Annotated in this window: 16 protein-coding genes; 10 read left to right on the forward strand and 6 right to left on the reverse strand. The window is 66.2% G+C overall.

All coding sequences use genetic code 11. The features are described from left to right. Positions 1 to 71 precede the first annotated feature (71 nt). The 3 genes from rho to trxA form a co-directional block, all read right to left on the reverse strand. Positions 72 to 1,781, reverse strand: a complete 1,710-nt coding sequence (gene rho / locus FCE95_RS09755) for a transcription termination factor Rho (RefSeq protein WP_137266832.1) — start codon at positions 1,779 to 1,781, stop codon at positions 72 to 74. A gap of 277 nt (positions 1,782 to 2,058) precedes the next feature. Then, positions 2,059 to 2,394 (reverse strand): thioredoxin family protein, encoded by a 336-nt coding sequence (locus FCE95_RS09760; RefSeq protein WP_137266833.1) that lies wholly within the window; start codon positions 2,392 to 2,394, stop codon positions 2,059 to 2,061. A 58-nt stretch (positions 2,395 to 2,452) separates the two neighbouring features. Beyond that, entirely contained in the window at positions 2,453 to 2,785 is a 333-nt protein-coding gene (gene trxA, locus FCE95_RS09765) for a thioredoxin (protein ID WP_137266834.1), read from the reverse strand. Positions 2,786 to 2,950: 165 nt separating this feature from the next. Here trxA and rhlB point away from each other — a divergent pair, with 165 nt between their 5' ends. From rhlB to ung, 5 genes are all read left to right on the forward strand, one after another. After that, positions 2,951 to 4,639, forward strand: a complete 1,689-nt coding sequence (rhlB, locus tag FCE95_RS09770) for an ATP-dependent RNA helicase RhlB (protein ID WP_137266835.1) — start codon at positions 2,951 to 2,953, stop codon at positions 4,637 to 4,639. A gap of 268 nt (positions 4,640 to 4,907) precedes the next feature. After that, positions 4,908 to 5,597 (forward strand): cell division ATP-binding protein FtsE, encoded by a 690-nt coding sequence (gene ftsE, locus FCE95_RS09775; RefSeq protein ID WP_137266836.1) that lies wholly within the window; start codon positions 4,908 to 4,910, stop codon positions 5,595 to 5,597. Beyond that, a complete protein-coding gene (gene ftsX, locus FCE95_RS09780) occupies positions 5,590 to 6,528 on the forward strand; it encodes a permease-like cell division protein FtsX (RefSeq protein ID WP_137266837.1) in 939 nt (312 codons plus the stop codon). The genes ftsE and ftsX overlap by 8 nt, the downstream gene beginning before the upstream one ends. Then, positions 6,528 to 7,373 (forward strand): response regulator, encoded by an 846-nt coding sequence (locus FCE95_RS09785; RefSeq protein WP_137266838.1) that lies wholly within the window; start codon positions 6,528 to 6,530, stop codon positions 7,371 to 7,373. Before ftsX ends, FCE95_RS09785 begins: the two co-directional genes overlap by 1 nt. Further along, complete coding sequence (ung, locus tag FCE95_RS09790) at positions 7,370 to 8,068, forward strand: uracil-DNA glycosylase (RefSeq protein WP_137266839.1); 699 nt, start codon at positions 7,370 to 7,372, stop codon at positions 8,066 to 8,068. The genes FCE95_RS09785 and ung overlap by 4 nt, the downstream gene beginning before the upstream one ends. An 81-nt stretch (positions 8,069 to 8,149) precedes the next feature. Here ung and FCE95_RS09795 read toward each other — a convergent pair whose 3' ends face one another. Beyond that, a complete protein-coding gene (locus FCE95_RS09795; protein ID WP_189644720.1) occupies positions 8,150 to 9,058 on the reverse strand; it encodes a c-type cytochrome in 909 nt (302 codons plus the stop codon). On the opposite strand from FCE95_RS09795, the gene FCE95_RS17120 reads away from it, so the two are divergent. Next, positions 9,057 to 9,341 (forward strand): hypothetical protein, encoded by a 285-nt coding sequence (locus FCE95_RS17120; RefSeq protein WP_189644721.1) that lies wholly within the window; start codon positions 9,057 to 9,059, stop codon positions 9,339 to 9,341. The two genes, FCE95_RS09795 and FCE95_RS17120, sit on opposite strands and share 2 nt — an antisense overlap. Continuing rightward, complete coding sequence (locus FCE95_RS09800) at positions 9,338 to 10,603, forward strand: DUF418 domain-containing protein (RefSeq protein ID WP_137266841.1); 1,266 nt, start codon at positions 9,338 to 9,340, stop codon at positions 10,601 to 10,603. Before FCE95_RS17120 ends, FCE95_RS09800 begins: the two co-directional genes overlap by 4 nt. Positions 10,604 to 10,647: 44 nt before the next feature. On the opposite strand, the gene FCE95_RS09805 is transcribed toward FCE95_RS09800, so the two are convergent. Next, positions 10,648 to 11,625 carry an alpha/beta fold hydrolase gene (locus FCE95_RS09805; protein WP_137266842.1) on the reverse strand — a complete coding sequence of 326 codons (978 nt, stop codon included), beginning with the start codon at positions 11,623 to 11,625 and terminating at the stop codon, positions 10,648 to 10,650. Between the two features lie 140 nt (positions 11,626 to 11,765). Here FCE95_RS09805 and FCE95_RS09810 point away from each other — a divergent pair, with 140 nt between their 5' ends. The 3 genes from FCE95_RS09810 (at position 11,766) to FCE95_RS09820 (ending at position 14,317) form a co-directional block, all read left to right on the forward strand. After that, positions 11,766 to 12,602, forward strand: a complete 837-nt coding sequence (locus tag FCE95_RS09810) for a helix-turn-helix domain-containing protein (RefSeq protein WP_137266843.1) — start codon at positions 11,766 to 11,768, stop codon at positions 12,600 to 12,602. Between the two features lie 243 nt (positions 12,603 to 12,845). Beyond that, the gene (gene rpoH / locus FCE95_RS09815) at positions 12,846 to 13,721 is read left to right on the forward strand and encodes an RNA polymerase sigma factor RpoH (protein WP_223266846.1); all 876 of its coding nucleotides are present in this window, start codon (positions 12,846 to 12,848) and stop codon (positions 13,719 to 13,721) included. 128 nt (positions 13,722 to 13,849) lie between these two features. Further along, the gene (locus FCE95_RS09820) at positions 13,850 to 14,317 is read left to right on the forward strand and encodes a DUF1203 domain-containing protein (RefSeq protein WP_137266844.1); all 468 of its coding nucleotides are present in this window, start codon (positions 13,850 to 13,852) and stop codon (positions 14,315 to 14,317) included. Between the two features lie 104 nt (positions 14,318 to 14,421). Here the strand turns inward: FCE95_RS09820 and FCE95_RS09825 are convergent, their stop codons facing one another. After that, positions 14,422 to 15,678, reverse strand: a complete 1,257-nt coding sequence (locus tag FCE95_RS09825; RefSeq protein ID WP_137266845.1) for an NAD(P)/FAD-dependent oxidoreductase — start codon at positions 15,676 to 15,678, stop codon at positions 14,422 to 14,424.

Here is a 15,678-nt window from a genome sequence, read left to right on the forward strand (position 1 = left end):
GCGAATCGCGCTCCCCTCACGAAAAAGCCCCGCGATGCGGGGCTTTTTCGTTCTGCGTTCCGCACTGCGGCTCAGCGCTTCATCGAAGCGAAGAATTCATCGTTCGACTTGGTGTTCTTCATCTTGTCCAGCAGGAATTCCATCGCCGCGATCTCGTCCATCGGATGCAGCAGCTTGCGCAGGATCCAGATCTTCTGCAGCATTTCCGGTTCGATCAGCAGATCCTCGCGGCGGGTGCCGGAGCGGTTGATGTCGATCGCCGGGTAGACGCGCTTCTCGGTGATGCGGCGATTCAGGTGCACTTCGCTGTTGCCGGTGCCCTTGAACTCTTCGTAGATCACCTCGTCCATCTTCGAGCCGGTCTCGACCAGCGCGGTGGCGATGATGGTCAGCGAACCGCCTTCCTCGACGTTGCGCGCGGCGCCGAAGAAACGCTTCGGGCGATGCAGGGCGTTGGCGTCGACGCCGCCGGTGAGCACCTTGCCGGAGCTGGGCACGACGTTGTTGTAGGCGCGGGCCAGGCGGGTAATGGAGTCGAGCAGGATCACCACGTCCTTCTTGTGCTCGACCAGGCGCTTGGCGCGTTCGATCACCATTTCGGCGACCTGAACATGGCGCGCGGCCGGCTCGTCGAAGGTGGAGGAAATCACTTCGCCGCGCACGGTGCGCTGCATGTCGGTGACTTCTTCCGGGCGCTCGTCGATCAGCAGCACGATCAGATGCACGTCCGGATGGTTGGTCGTGATCGCGGTGGCGACCTGCTGCATCATCATCGTCTTACCGGCTTTCGGCGGCGAAACGATCAATGCGCGCTGGCCTTTGCCTTGCGGCGCCATCAAGTCGAGGATGCGGCCGGCGATGTCTTCGCTGGAGCCGTTGCCGCGTTCCAGCACGAAGCGGCGGCGCGGGAACAGCGGCGTCAGGTTCTCGAACAGGACTTTGTTCTTGGACGCTTCCAGCGGCTCGCCGTTGATGGTGTCGACCATCGACAGGGCGAAATAGCGCTCGCCTTCCTTCGGGAAGCGGATGCGGCCGCTCAAATGGTCGCCGGTGCGCAGGTTGAAGCGGCGGATCTGGCTGGGCGAGATGTAGGTGTCGTCGGGGCCGGCCAGGTAGCTGGCCTCGGCCGCGCGCAGGAAGCCGAAGCCGTCGGGCAGGATTTCCAGCACGCCGTCGGCGGCGACGCCTTCGCCGTGGCGGGTCAGCACCTTGAGCAGGGCGAAGATCACGTCCTGCTTGCGGGCGCGGGCCACGCCTTCGGAGATGCCGAGTTGTTCGGCGATGTCCAGCAGCTTCTGCGCCGGCATCCGCTTCAGGTCGCTGAGCGAGTACTGCGGGAAACCTTCCGGGATATTGGCCAGCTTCGGCTGGGGTTGGTAATGGTTGCCGTCGCCGTTGCCGTTGCCCGGGTTGTCCTGCGGCAGGCCGTCGTCGCGGAAGCGGTCGCGCTGGCGGTCGCGGCGGTTGCGGAAGCGATCGCGGCGGTTGTTATTGTTGTTGTTGAAGCGATTGTCGCGCTGCTCGCGCGATTCCCCGCTTTCAGCTTGAGTGTGGGCGTTGCCGCCGCCTTCGGCGGGCGGGTTGGCGTTCTGCTGCGCCGGTGCCGGCGCGGACTCGACCGCGGCGGGCGTGGGAGCGGGCGACGGCGGAGCGGCGGGTGCGGAAACCGCGGGTGCGGAAGCGGCCGGTGCCGGTGCTTCGGTGTTTTCTGCGGCGGCCACGCGCGTTTTGCGTACGCGCTTCACGGCGGTTTCGCCGGAGTCGGGAGTGTTCTTGGACAAGCTCGGAATTCCTCGCTGCTGCGAGCGCTCGCGGTCGCGAGCGGACGTTGATGAGAAGTGGTTCTGGAGAGGGGGTGCGGCGCCGATGACGCGCCGGGTCGGGCAAAAACTAGCACCGCCAAGGCGCGGCGGCAAGGGTGGTATACGGTTTTCGTTCATGGAAGCCGCTGGCAGGCGGCTTCTTTGTGGGAGCGGCTTCAGCCGCGAGCTCTTTCCCGTAGGCTCGGCGTGGTGGAAAAGCTCGCGGCTAAAGCCGCTCCTACATAAAAGCGGGAGCTCAAAGCGCCTTTTCGATCATCTGGTTCAACACGGTCCGGAGGTTGCCGGGCGCGCCGTACTGAGTGGCCTGGACCTGGCCGTTCTTGAACATCATCAGCATGGGCAGGCTGCGCACGTTGAAGCGGATGCCCAGGTTGGGATGGGCTTCGACGTCCACTTTCACCATCTTGGCGCGGCCGGCGTAATGGTCGGCCAGCTCGTCCACCACCGGCCCGACCACGGTCTTGCAGGAAGGGCACCAGGGCGCCCAGAAATCGACCAGCACCGGTTCGGCAGAACCCAGCACGGCCGCGTCGAAATCGGCGTCGCCGGCATGGATGACCTTGTCGTTCATGGGCTTTCCCGGAATCGGCGGACCTTGATTCGGCGCGGATCCGGCGCCACCTATAGGATTACAGCGCCTTTTCGATCATCTGATTGAGCACGGCCTTGATGTTGCCCGGCGCGCCCATCTGGCTGGCCTGGATCTGGCCGTTCTTGAACAACAGCAGCATCGGGATGCTGCGCACGTTGTAGCGGATGCCCAGGTTCGGGAATGCCTGCACGTCGACCTTGACCATCTTGGCCCGGCCTTCGTATTCGTCGGCCAGTTGGTCCACCACCGGCCCGATCATCTTGCAGGGCGCGCACCAGGGCGCCCAGAAATCGACCAGGACCGGCTCGGAGGACTGCAGCACGGTGGAGTCGAAATCGGCGTCGCCGGCGTGGATGACCTTGTCGTTCACGGAAAATCTCCTGCTGGGGCGGCCCGGTCGGGGGGCGCCAAGTACGGTAAACTGGGGCGTTAACGAGGCGGTTTCAAGTCCGCCACCCCGCCCCGAATCCAGGCCGCAGTCTGCGACGAGGACGCCGCCCACGCAAGCGCGATACGCGCTCATCGACGCAACAGCATGTCCGACAAACCGCTTACCGATATCACCTTCTCTTCATTCGATTTGCATCCCGCGCTGTTGGCCGGGCTGGAGGCCGCCGGGTTCACCCGATGCACGCCGATCCAAGCCCTGACCTTGCCGATGGCGCTGGCCGGCCGCGACGTCGCGGGCCAGGCGCAGACCGGCACCGGCAAGACGCTCGCGTTCCTGATCGCGGTGATCAACCGCATCCTGACGCGGCCGGCGCTGGCCGAACGCAAACCCGAAGATCCGCGCGCCCTGATCTTGGCGCCGACCCGCGAACTCGCCATCCAGATCCATAAGGACGCGGTCAAGTTCGGCAGCGACCTGGGCCTGCGCTTCGCCCTGGTCTACGGCGGCGTCGATTACGACAAGCAGCGCGCCCTGCTGCAGCAGGGCGTGGACGTGATCATCGCCACGCCCGGCCGCCTGATCGATTACGTCAAGCAGCACAAGGTGGTCTCGCTGCACGCCTGCGAAACCTGCGTGCTGGACGAAGCCGACCGCATGTTCGACCTGGGCTTCATCAAGGACATCCGCTTCCTGCTGCGCCGCATGCCGGTGCGGACCGAACGTCAGACCCTGCTGTTCTCGGCCACCCTCAGCCATCGCGTGCTGGAGCTGGCCTACGAGCACATGAACGAGCCGGAAAAGCTGATCGTCGAATCCGAATACATCACCAACGCCAAGGTGCGCCAGGCGATGTATTTCCCGGCCGACGAGGAAAAGCTGCCGCTGCTGCTGGGCCTGCTGTCGCGCAGCGAAGGCGCGCGCACGATGGTGTTCGTCAACACCAAGGCCTTCGTCGAACGCGTGGCGCGGGCGCTGGAGCGGGCCGGCTACCGGGTCGGCGTGCTCAGCGGCGACGTGCCGCAGAAGAAGCGCGAGACGCTGCTGAAGCGCTTCCAGGCCGGGCAGCTCGAGATCCTGGTCGCCACCGACGTCGCCGCGCGCGGCCTGCACATCGACGGTGTCAGCCACGTCTACAACTACGATCTGCCGTTCGACGCCGAGGATTACGTGCATCGCATCGGCCGCACCGCCCGCCTGGGCGCCGAGGGCGACGCGATCAGCTTCGCCTGCGAGCGCTACGCGATGTCGTTGCCGGACATCGAGGCCTATATCGAACAGAAGATTCCGGTGTCGACCGTGACGCCGGACCTGCTGGTCGCGCTGCCGCGCGCGCCGCGCGCCAAGGTGGAAGGCGAGGACGAGCAGGAAGAAAGCATCGGCAGCATCTTCAAGGAAGCGCGCGAACAGCGTCTGGCCGACGAACAACGCCGCGGCGGCGGCCGCAGCGGCGGTGCCGGCCGTAGCGGCAGCGGTTCCGGCCGCGGCGGTCCGCGCGCCTCCGGGGGCGACGCGCGCCGCGAACGCGGTCCGCGTCCGCCGCGCAAACTGGACGCGGCGCCGCGTCCGGTCGCGGAAACGCCGCCGATCGCGGCCGTGGCCGCGCTTCCCGCGGAAGGTGAACGCGCACCGCGCAAACGTCGCCGTCGTCGCGGCGGGCGCAAGCTTGAGGGCGGCGAAGGCGTCGCGCAGAACGTCGCAGCGCAGTCCGCCGCGAAAGCCAAATCGGCCGCCAAGACGGCGCCCGCCGCGGGCGAAGCCGCACCTTCGCTGCTGGCCCGCATCGGCCGCGGCTTGAAGAAGCTGGTGACCCGCGCTCCGCGCGCCCAGCACTGACCGTCCGATCGCTTGTGTAGAGCGGAGCTCGCTCCGCTGCTCCGGCTTTTCGTAGGAGCGGCTTTAGCCGCGAGCTCTTCCTCCAAATCGCGACATCGCGGCGATTTCAGAGAAAAAGCTCGCGGCTAAAGCCACTCCTACGAAAAACACAGCAAATGCAGCGGAGCGAGCTCCGCTCTACATAAGCTGAAGCGGTCTTGCTCGCGTGTGCCGAAGCGGGCCGGCCATCGCGCCAAAAAGCCATCGGGCTCCGGCATAATCCCGGGCCATGAGCGTCCTGCGCTTCGACAACGTCAGCAAACGCTACCCGGGCGGGCACGATGCGCTCGCCGAGGTCAGCTTCGAAGTCGCGGCCGGCGAAATGCTGTTCGTCACCGGCCATTCCGGCGCCGGCAAGAGCACCTTGCTGAAACTGATCCACCTGAGCGAGCGGCCCAGCCGCGGCGCGGTGCTGTTCGGCGAACGCAATCTGCTGAAAGTGCGCGGCCGGCGCGTGCCGCTGCATCGGCGCGAAGTGGGCGTGGTCTATCAGAACCACCAACTGCTGATGGACCGCAGCATCTTCGACAACGTCGCCCTGCCGTTGATCCTGCGCGGCATGCGCCGCGGCGACATCGGCAAGCGCGTGCGCAGCCTGCTCGAACGCCTGGGCCTGGGCGCGCGCGAACGCGCGCTGCCGTCGCAGCTGTCCGCCGGCGAACAGCAGCGGGTCGGCATCGCCCGCGCCGTGATCGGCGAACCGCTTCTGCTGGTCGCCGACGAGCCGACCGGCAATCTCGACCCGACCCTGTCGGCCGAGATCATGGCCTTGTTCGCCTCCTTGCCCGAGCGCGGCACCAGCGTGCTGGTCGCCAGCCACGACCTGGGCCTGGTCAAGCGGATGAAGAAGCGCGTGCTGGTGCTCGATCACGGGCGCCTGGCCGACGACATCTCGCCTGAGGACCTGGCCGATGAATGAATTGCGCGAAGCCAGGGCGCGATCGGGCATCGGCACCTGGTTCGACCACCATCTCTACAGTTTTCTCGCCAGCCTCGGCCGCGTGGTGCGCAAGCCGTGGTCGACCGTGCTCACCGTCGGCGTAATGGCGCTGGCGCTGGCGCTGCCGCTGGGCCTGTGGCTGGTGCTGCAGAACGTGGAGCGCTTCGCAGGCGACGTGGAGCGATCGCGCCAGATCAATCTGTTCCTCAAGCCCGATGTCGGCCTGGAACGCGCCCGCACGCTGACCGAACAACTGCGCGGCCGCGGCGACGTCGCCGAGGTGGTTTGGAAAACGCCCGAACAAGGCTTGTCCGAACTGCGCCAACGCAGTGGGCTGGGCGAGGCGATCGCTTCGGTCGAGGGTAATCCGCTGCCGAGCCTGCTGGTGGTCACGCCGAAGGGCGACGAAACCCTGCTGGCCGAATCTTTACAGGCCTTGCCCGAAACCGATTTGGTGCAGCGCGACGCCTTGTGGCGCCAACGCCTGGACGGCTGGCTACGCTTCGGCAACCGCGTCGCTTGGGTATTGGCGGCGCTGTTGGGTTTGGGCGCCTTGCTGGTCGTCGGCAACACGGTGCGGTTGGATATCCAGTCGCGCAGCGAAGAGATCGGCGTCCTGCAACTGCTCGGCGCCACCGACGGCTTCATCCGCCGGCCTTTCCTGTATCTCGGCGCCTGGTACGGCTTGGCCGCGGGCGCCTTGGCGCTGGCGCTGCTCGCGGCGACGGATTTCGCTTTGCGCATGCCGCTGGCGACCTTGGCGCAAAGCTACGGCAGTCAATTCGCGCTGAGTGGATTCGACTTGCGCCAAGCGGCGATCGTGCTGCTGGCCGCGACCCTGCTCGGCTGGCTCGGCGCGGGTTTGGTCGCCCACCATTTCCTGCGCCAAACCCGGCCGACGGAAACCTGATGGCCACGCACGACATCCGCCATCTGGTCAGCGACGCGCCGCGGGTGATGGTGGTCGACGGCTCCAAGCTGGTGCGCAAGCTGATCGGCGACGTATTGCTGCGCGATCTGCCGCAAACCCAACTGGTCGCCTGCGACGGCTTGGCCAGCGCGAAAGCGGCGTTGGCCGAAGGCCCGGTCGATCTGGTCACCACCGCCTTGGTCTTGCCCGACGGCACCGGTCAGGAAGTCGCGCGCGCGGTGCGCGCGGCCGGGCAGCAGGCCTACGTGCCGGTGATCGTGGTGTCCGGCAATGCGCAGGAACAATTGGAATCGCGCAGTTTCAGCGAAGACATCACCGATTATTTCGACAAGTCGCTCGGCCACAGCGCGCTGGCGGCTTTCATCCGCGGCTACGTGCAGCCAGAACCGATTCCCGGCGCGCGCGTGCTGTACGTCGAGGACAGCCGAGTCGTAGCGCTGGCCACCAAGCGCATGCTCGAGCACAGCGGCATGCAGGTCACCCACGCGATCAGCGTGGAGGATGCGCTGGAATTGCTCGCCGCGCACCGCGAAGCTGACGGCGCGCCGGCCTTCGACCTGATTCTCACCGACGTTTATCTCAAAGGCGAGATGGAAGGCGGCGATCTGCTCGCGCACATCCGCGACAAACTCGGCTACGGCAAGCGCCGGTTGCCGGTGCTGGTGATGACCGGAGACGCCAACGCCAAGAACCAGTCCGAACTGCTGCGCGCCGGCGCCAACGATCTGGTGATGAAGCCGATCGAGGAGCGCCCGCTGGTGACCAAGGCCTTGTTCCAGCTGCGCGTATCCCGGTTGCCCGAGCAGCGCACGCTCGATCGATGAACGAAGACCGGATCAAACTCGAACCTTCGTGGAAAGACCGGGTCGGCGACTACCTGCAACGCGACGACATGCGCGCCTTGTCCGAATTCCTGCGCCAGCGCAAGGCGGCGGGCGCGCGCATCTATCCGCCCGGTCCGCAGATTTTCGCCGCGTTCGACGCCACGCCGTTCGACGCGGTCAAAGTGGTGATCCTCGGCCAGGATCCGTACCACGGCCCCGGCCAGGCGCACGGCTTGTGCTTTTCGGTATTGCCCGGCGTGCCGGTGCCGCCGTCGCTGGACAATATGTTCAAGGAAATCCAGCGCGATCTGGGCGTCGCGCGCCCCGACCACGGCTATCTGATGCCGTGGGCGCAACGCGGCGTGCTGCTGTTGAACGCGGTGCTGACGGTCGAGGACGGCCGCGCCGGCGCGCACCAGGGCAAGGGCTGGGAAGGCTTCACCGATCACGTGGTCGATGCGCTCAATCGCCAGCGCGAAGGCCTGGTGTTCATGCTGTGGGGCAGCTATGCGCAGGCCAAGGGAAAAGTGATCGACCAAAGCCGGCATCGCGTGCTGAAGACCACGCATCCATCGCCCTTGTCGGCGCATCGCGGCTTCCTCGGAAGCGGACATTTCTCGGCGGCCAACGAATATCTGTCGCGGCGCGGCATCGCACCGATCGATTGGTCGCTGCCGCGACGCGCTGAGCTATGACGACTCGTAGCCCGGTCGAAGGCGATACCCGGGTCGCCTTCTTTCATGAGGCTGCGCGTCCCGGGTATCGCTTCCACCCGGCTACAGTTTCGCGTTCGTTGAGCGCTCGACCGGCGGCAGGCTGCGCAAGAACATCCACAAAGACTTCAATTCTTCGTCGTCGGCGGTGCCGACCGCGCGCCACGGCATTACGCTGCCGTCGATGCCGGTGCCGTCCGGGCGCTTGCCGGTGCGCATCGCCACGATGAAATCGCGTTCGCTCCAACCGGCCAATCCGTGCGGGGTCAGGTTCGCGGCGGGTTTCTTGTCAGGCGCGTGCGGCATCGGGCCGCCCGCGTAATCGGCGCGGTGGCAACCGGTGCAAAGCCGGGCCAGATGATGGCCGTATTCGATCGTGCCGACCGGCGGCGGCGCCGCCATCGTCGGCGCATCGTGATCGATCTTTTCGGCGGAAACGAAGCCGTCGTCGAGTTTGCCGAACGCCAGCAAAGCGCGCCCCAGCGGTCCCAGCGCGCTCTGCGGAAGGCCATGGTCGATCGGCTTCAGCGTCGAAACGTAGGCCGATATCGCTTCGATCTCGCGCGCGCTGAAGTGCGCGTACTCCTGCGAGGGCATCATCAGCAAGGGCCGCGAATCGAGGTCTACGCCGTGACGCAGGGCGCGAAACATGCGTTCGTGCACCGATGCGTTCTCGTGTCCCGGCGGCATCCGGGTCAGGTTGTCGCCGACGATCCGCCCGAACGGCATCTCGTCCAGAACGATTTTGCCGGCCAAGTCCCCGCCATGGCAGTCCATGCACCCGCGTGAACGCGCCAGATGGCGGCCTTGCTCGGCTAGCGCAGGATCCGGAGCGCCGACCTCGATCTTCAGCGCATAGTCGCGCTGCAAGCGGCGTTGGCTGGACATGGCGACGAAGGCGACGACGAGCGCAAGCAACGCCGCGAACGCGAGCAGGGAACGCAGCGCGCGGCGGCGCCAGGAGTTGGCCATGGCTACCTCGAGGAAGAAAACGAACAGCGCCGACGATGATCGTGTCGGCCGCGAGCGCGCCGCCACGTCCGGGCCGCATGAGCGCTCCCTTTCGTTAGACGTCGTCCGGCGCTCGCTCAGGACAGGTTGCGGCCGCGGGTTTCGCCGCTGCTCACCAATGGCAGGGTTCGGCGCCGACTCGATCCGCTGTCGCGCCGCGGGCGCGGCCGACATGATCTGCGTCCGAATCCACGACGAACGCAAGGATGCCGCGCCGGCATTCCGCGAAGGAGAACGCCGATGAACTTACCATCCCCCGCGCATCCGACGGTGTTGTCGCCGATCGATCCCAACGAACGTTCCGAATGGCTGGACGCGGTGCGCGGCTTCGCCCTGCTCGGCATCCTGCTGACCAATATCGTGGCGTTCAGCGGCTACGCTTTCCTCGGTCCGGCGAGCCAAGCGCAGCTGCCGTGGAGCGCCGCCGACGGCGTGCTGAACTACCTCGAGCATGCGCTGATCGAGGCCAAATTCTATTCCTTGTTCTCGTTCTTGTTCGGCCTGGGTTTCGCCGTGCAGCTGCGCCGCGCCGAAGCGCGCGGCGGCGATTTCAAGGCGGTGTTCCGGCGGCGCATGGGTTGGCTGCTCGCATTCGGCTTGAGCCATGCGATCTTCGTCTGGTTCGGCGACATCCTTAATTTCTACGCCTTGCTGGGCTTCGCGCTGCTGTTGTTCCGCAGACTTTCGGCGCGCGCGCTCCTGGCTTGGGCGATCTTCTTCCTGACCGCGCCGATTTGGCTGTACGCCGGTTACCTCGTTTTCGCGATGGCCGCCCACGCCGCGCCGGCCAGCGCGCCCGAAACCTCCGCCGGCGTGCAGGCGATCATCGACGCCTACGCGCACGGCGGCTATCCGGACGTGGTGCATTCCAACGCGATGATCTATGTTTTCGCGTGGATCCGCCGCATCTATCGCTTCCAACTGTTGCGCATCTTCGGCATGTTCCTGCTCGGCGCCTGGGCGGGAAAGATCGGGTTGCCGCGCGCACGCGATGCCTTGCGGCCGATGCTCAAGCGCTGGCTGTGGATGGGCTTGGCGATGGGCCTGCCATTGAACCTCGCGTTCGCGGCGATCGGCGGCAACGACGCGCTGGTGCCGGCGAGCATGAAAGGTTTGCTGTCCATCGCGCTGGGCTCGGTGGGCATTCCGCTGTTGAGCTTGGGCTATGCGGCGGCGTTCGCGCTGTATTGGCGCAAATTGCGCGGTAGCAATCATCTGTTCGTCGCCAGCGGCCGGATGGCCTTGACCCACTACTTGAGCCAGAGCGTGGTTTGCGTGCTGCTGTTCTACGGCATCGGCTTCGGTTGGTTCCAAAAAACCAGCGTCGCTACGAGCTTGCTGATCGCAACGGCGGTTTATCTGTCGCTGGCCTGGCTGTGCCGCGCTTGGTTGAAACGCTATCCGCAAGGCCCGATGGAAACCTTGTGGCGCCGGCTGAGCTATGGGCCGGCGCGTCGCGTGCCGTCTACCCAAGCGGCGCCACGCGCGCCCGACGCGGTGCTCTGAGGGCCCGCTCATGCGGCGGCGAACAACCGCCGCCGCATGCGGAATCAAGCCACGCCCCACAGCTTGCGCGCTTCCTCGGCGATCACGTCCGGGAACTCTTCCGGGAAGAACAGCTTGGCCTCTGGGATTTTGCGCACGCCGCGCGAAGCGCCGAAGGTGCGGTCGAGATAATCCGGGCTCGACGACAGGAAGATGTCGTCGGCCATGCCCCAGATGATCCGCGTGGGTACGCGGCTGGCCTTGAGCTTGGGTTCGATGCCCGCCAGGAAGTTGCGTTCCAAGCCCAGTGCGTAGGCGTGGGTGTTGTCGGGATTGCGCACCAGCGGGCCCAGATACATGTCCACCGCTTCGTCGGTGGGGCTGACGCGGAAGGAGAACGTCGCCCCGCCCAAGCCTTGCGCCGAGCGGGACCGCGTCTTGTCGGCCAGGTCCGGCGCCAGCCATTGTTCGACGAATTTGCCTTCGCGCGACAGGTCCAGCACCGGCTTCAGCGCCGGCGGCGGGCAATCCGGTTCGGTATCGCAATTGGTCAGCAGCAAGGTGCGCACGCGCTCGGGATGCTGGACCAAGAAGAACTGGGCCACGCCGCCGCCGCTGTCGTTGGCGATCAGATCTACGGTGTCTACCCCGCGTTCGTCCAGGAAAGCGATCAGCATGTCCACCTGCGCCTGCGGGTCGCGGCTTTGTCCGGCGGCGACCTTCGTATAACCGAGGCCCAGGAAATCCGGCGCCAAACAACGCCGATAGCCGGCGAGGCGGTCGAAGGCGCCACGCCATTGAAAACCGTTGAGCGGGAAGCCGTGCAGGAACAGCGCGGCCGGACCGCTGCCGCGTTCCACATAAGCGATATCGCCGAATTTCGTTTTCGCGAAACGGCGCGCCGCGTTCCAGGCCGCGGCATCGGTGACCGTGGCCGAGGCCGCGGACGTGCCCCCGGAAGCGGCCCGGCCCAATGCCGGCAAGCCGGCCGCGGCCATCGCGACCGCGCCGCCCGCCCATCCCATGAATTGTCTGCGTTGCATGTTCTTAACTCCGATTGGGCTGGCGCCCGTTGGTGAACGATCTTCGGTGCGAGCAGGTAATGGCTCAATTACTCGACGGGTCATGAGGCGATGACGTGACAGGTAATGGTTCGGCAGCGGCATCCCGTTATGCTGGCCGCATGCACACCACCGAACTCCAAGGGGTCGCGCCGATCGGCGCGCTGTTGCGCGAATGGCGCGCCGCGCGCCGGTTGAGCCAACTGGATCTTGCGCTGGACGCGGGCGTATCGGCCCGTCACCTCAGTTTCGTGGAAACGGGCAAGGCGCGGCCCAGCCGCGAATTGGTCGAGAAGCTCGCCGACACGCTGGCGATGCCGCTGCGCGAACGCAATGTGCTGCTGGTCGCGGCCGGCTATGCGCCTAAATATCCGGAGACCGCGCTGGCCACGCCGATGATGGCGCAGGTGCGGCGCGCGATCGATTCGATCCTTGCGCAACAGGAGCCGTATCCGGCGTTCCTGGTCAACCGGCATTGGGACGTGCTGGCGGCGAACGCCGCCGCCGGGCGCGTGGCGAACTTCCTGCTCGACGGGCGGCAGAGTCCGCACGCCAACATGCTGCACAACATCTTCGATCCGACGGATTTGCGTTCGAGGATCGTCAATTGGGAAGAGATCGCGGGCGACCTGATGCGCCATCTGCACAGCGACGTCGCCGCCACGCCGTCGGATGCCGTGGCGCGCGGCCTGCTCGATCAGATCCTGACCTATCCCGGCGTGCCGCAGCATTGGCGCAACCGCGATCCGGCGATCGCGCCTACGCCCCTGCTGCTCACCCACTTCCGGCACCGGGGCCGGGACCTGCGCTTCTTCTCCACCATCACCACGTTCGGCACGCCGCGGGATGTGACCCTGGAAGAGCTACGGATCGAATGCTGCTTCCCCGAGGACGAGGCGACGGCAGCGTTTTGCCGGGAGCTGGTCGAGCGGGAACACCGCGAGGCTGTCGCGGTCTAAGCCAGGCCTCCGATTAGGGGCACCTATTGAGGCGCGACGCGGCGCATCGGCATAAAAATCAGATATTTCAAATAGTTATGTATATCCGGCGGACCGCCCTTGAATCCTGGCGGCCCGTACCGATTAATAAGCCAGAGACTGCAAGGGGAGGCGGTTCCTCAGTCCGGCGTTCCAACAGCGAAACGCTGGGGAACTTCTGGCACCCATAGCAGTCATATCTGGCGACTGCTAAAATCGGAGCCCATGAAGACCCCTATGTCCCAAGCCCTAGTCGCCAACAACCTGCCGGTTCCCAGCGCGCTCGGTTCGCTGGATGCGTACATCGGCGCGGTGCATCAGATTCCGGTCCTCACCGTCGAGGAAGAGCAGGCCCTGGCCCAGCGCTTCCGCGAAGAGGACGACTTGGAAGCGGCCCGCGAGCTGGTGATGTCGCACCTGCGCTTCGTCGTGCACGTGGCGCGCGGCTACAACGGTTACGGCCTGCCGCTCGGCGATCTGATCCAGGAAGGCAACATCGGCCTGATGAAGGCCGTCAAGCGCTTCGACCCCGACGTCGGCGTGCGCCTGGTCTCGTTCGCGGTGCATTGGATCCGCGCCGAGATGCACGAATTCATCCTGAAGAACTGGCGCATCGTCAAAGTCGCCACGACCAAGGCGCAGCGCAAGTTGTTCTTCAACCTGCGCAAGAGCAAGACCCGCCTGGGCTGGTTGAACGCCGAAGAAGTGCGCGCGGTCGCGCAGGATTTGAACGTCTCCGAACGCGAAGTGATGGAGATGGAATCGCGCCTGTCCGGCCGCGACGTCGGTTTCGACCTGTCTTCGGACGAGGACGACGACCACGCCCCGCCGGCGCCGGCCGCCTATCTGATGGCCAACGAGGAAGACCCCTCGCAAGCCTACGAGCGCAGCGACAGCGAAGACCATCAGCTCGAACTGCTGCGCGCCGGCCTGAGCCGGCTGGACGAGCGTTCGCGCGACATCATCAAGCGCCGCTGGCTGGACGCCGACAGCAAGATCACGCTGCAGGAGCTGGCCGACGAATACGGCGTGTCCGCCGAACGCATCCGCCAGGTCGAGGCCAATGCGCTGAAGAAGATGAAGGCGCTGTTCGCGGCTTGATCGCGACGCACCGCCGAAACCAGGAACGGCCCGGGCAACCGGGCCGTTTTCGTTTGCGCAGGATGCGGATATCGCGGCCTGCGCGCCGTGCCTAACCTGGCCGCATTCCTAAGCTACTGGAGCGCGCCATGGATTACGTCGTCAAAGGGTTGCCGTTGGAACCCTTCCAGCACCTGTTCGGTTTGTCCGACGAGGCTTTGCTTGCCCACGGTGCGAAACGCTACGTCGCCGACGCCAAGCCCGGTTATCCCTGCCGCATCACTTTGCAGGACGCCGAACCGGGCGAGACCTTGCTGTTGGTGAACTGGCGCCACCAGGGCGCCGATACGCCTTACCGTTCGGACGGGCCGATCTTCGTCCGCGAAGCGGCGTTGGCTTCGTTCGAATCGCGCAACGAGATCCCGGAGCAGCAGCGCAGCCGCTTGCTGTCGGTGCGCGCTTACGACAAGGACGGTTGGATGCAGGCCGCGGACGTCGCGGAAGGCGCCGAATTGGAATCCTTGATCGCGAAATTCTTCGCCGACCCCGCGGTCCACTACCTGCATGTGCACAACGCGCGCCGCGGTTGCTATGCGTGCCGCGTCGACCGGGCCTGATCCCGAGAGGAGACCGTAGCCCGGGTAAGCGCAGCGCACCCGGGTAACGCACGGCCATCCGACCCGGGTGCGCTGCGCTTACCCGGGCTACAGAGCGCGACGACTCAATCGTCGCGGCCGACGATGATCCGCGCGTTGCGCTGATAGGTCCAATACGCCATCGCCCAGTCGAGCAGGACGACGATGCGGTTGCGGAAGCCGATCAGGAAGAAGATGTGCGCGACCAGCCAGAACGACCAGGCGAGGAAGCCGGAAAAACGCAGCTTGCCCAAGTCGACGATCGCCGCGCGGCGGCCGATGGTGGCCAGGTTGCCCCAGTCGCGGTAGCGGAACGCTTGCGAGGCGCGTCCGGAGAGGCGGCCGAGGATCGTCGCGGCGACGTGGTTGCCCATCTGCTTGGCCGCCGGCGCCACGCCGGGCACCGGTTTGCCGTTGTCTTGCTGCAATGTGGCCAGATCGCCGGCGACGAAGACCTGCGGATGCCCGGGCACGCTCAAATCGGGCTGCACTCGCACGCGGCCGGCGCGATCCAGCGGCACGCCCAGCGAGCGCGCCAGCGGCGAGGCCGCCACGCCCGCCGCCCACAGCACGGTGCGCGTGGCGATGCGATCCTCGCCCAAGTTCAGCCCTTCCGCGTCGATGCGCGTCACCGCCGAACCGGCGCGCACTTCCACGCCCAATTTCTCCAGTTGCCGCTGCGCTTTCGCCGACAGCGATTCGGGAAAGTTCGACAGGATGCGCGGCCCGGCTTCGAGCAGCAGCACGCGCGCGTGGCGCGGGTCGATGCGGCGGAATTCGCGCTTCAGCGTATGCCGCGCGATTTCGGCCAGGGTGCCGGCCAGTTCGACGCCGGTCGGGCCGCCGCCGACGATGGCGAACGTCAGCAAGGCGCGGCGCTCGGCCTCATCCATGCTGGCCTCGGCGCGTTCGAATGCGGACAGGATCTTGCGCCGGATCAGCAGCGCATCGTCCAGCGTCTTCAATCCCGGCGCATGCGCGGCCCAATCGTCGTGGCCGAAGTAGGCGTGATTGGCTCCGCTGGCCAGCAGCAGGAAGTCGTACTCCAGCGCATCGCCGTCGGCCAATGCCACGCGCTTGCCTTCGGCGTCGACCGCGGTCGCTTCGCCCATCAGCACGGTGACGTTCTTCTGCCTGCGCAGGATGTGGCGCAGCGGCGCGGCGATGTCCGGCGAAGACAGGCCCGCGGTGGCGACCTGGTACAGCAGCGGCTGGAACAGATGGTGGTTGCCGCGATCGAGCAAAGTGATCCGCACCGGCGCGCGCGCCAGCGCGCGCGCGGCCCAGAGTCCGGCGAAGCCGCCGCCGACGATGAGCAGATGCGGCGTGGGGAGTTCGGGCAT

This window comes from Luteimonas gilva, from assembly GCF_005239095.1.
Lineage (GTDB): Bacteria > Pseudomonadota > Gammaproteobacteria > Xanthomonadales > Xanthomonadaceae > Luteimonas_C > Luteimonas_C gilva.

Bases quoted from the DNA above. Each gene is read 5' to 3' on its own strand.
- FCE95_RS09795 (WP_189644720.1), bottom strand. From the start codon at position 9,058: ATGGCCAACTCCTGGCGCCGCCGCGCGCTGCGTTCCCTGCTCGCGTTC.
- FCE95_RS09785 (WP_137266838.1), top strand. From the start codon at position 6,528: ATGGCCACGCACGACATCCGCCATCTGGTCAGCGACGCGCCGCGGGTG.
- FCE95_RS09760 (WP_137266833.1), bottom strand. From the start codon at position 2,394: ATGAACGACAAGGTCATCCATGCCGGCGACGCCGATTTCGACGCGGCC.
- FCE95_RS09825 (WP_137266845.1), bottom strand. From the start codon at position 15,678: ATGCCCGAACTCCCCACGCCGCATCTGCTCATCGTCGGCGGCGGCTTC.
- FCE95_RS09820 (WP_137266844.1), top strand. From the start codon at position 13,850: ATGGATTACGTCGTCAAAGGGTTGCCGTTGGAACCCTTCCAGCACCTG.
- ftsX (WP_137266837.1), top strand. From the start codon at position 5,590: ATGAATGAATTGCGCGAAGCCAGGGCGCGATCGGGCATCGGCACCTGG.
- rpoH (WP_223266846.1), top strand. From the start codon at position 12,846: ATGAAGACCCCTATGTCCCAAGCCCTAGTCGCCAACAACCTGCCGGTT.
- FCE95_RS09805 (WP_137266842.1), bottom strand. From the start codon at position 11,625: ATGCAACGCAGACAATTCATGGGATGGGCGGGCGGCGCGGTCGCGATG.
- ftsE (WP_137266836.1), top strand. From the start codon at position 4,908: ATGAGCGTCCTGCGCTTCGACAACGTCAGCAAACGCTACCCGGGCGGG.
- ung (WP_137266839.1), top strand. From the start codon at position 7,370: ATGAACGAAGACCGGATCAAACTCGAACCTTCGTGGAAAGACCGGGTC.
- FCE95_RS17120 (WP_189644721.1), top strand. From the start codon at position 9,057: ATGGCTACCTCGAGGAAGAAAACGAACAGCGCCGACGATGATCGTGTC.
- FCE95_RS09810 (WP_137266843.1), top strand. From the start codon at position 11,766: ATGCACACCACCGAACTCCAAGGGGTCGCGCCGATCGGCGCGCTGTTG.
- FCE95_RS09800 (WP_137266841.1), top strand. From the start codon at position 9,338: ATGAACTTACCATCCCCCGCGCATCCGACGGTGTTGTCGCCGATCGAT.
- rhlB (WP_137266835.1), top strand. From the start codon at position 2,951: ATGTCCGACAAACCGCTTACCGATATCACCTTCTCTTCATTCGATTTG.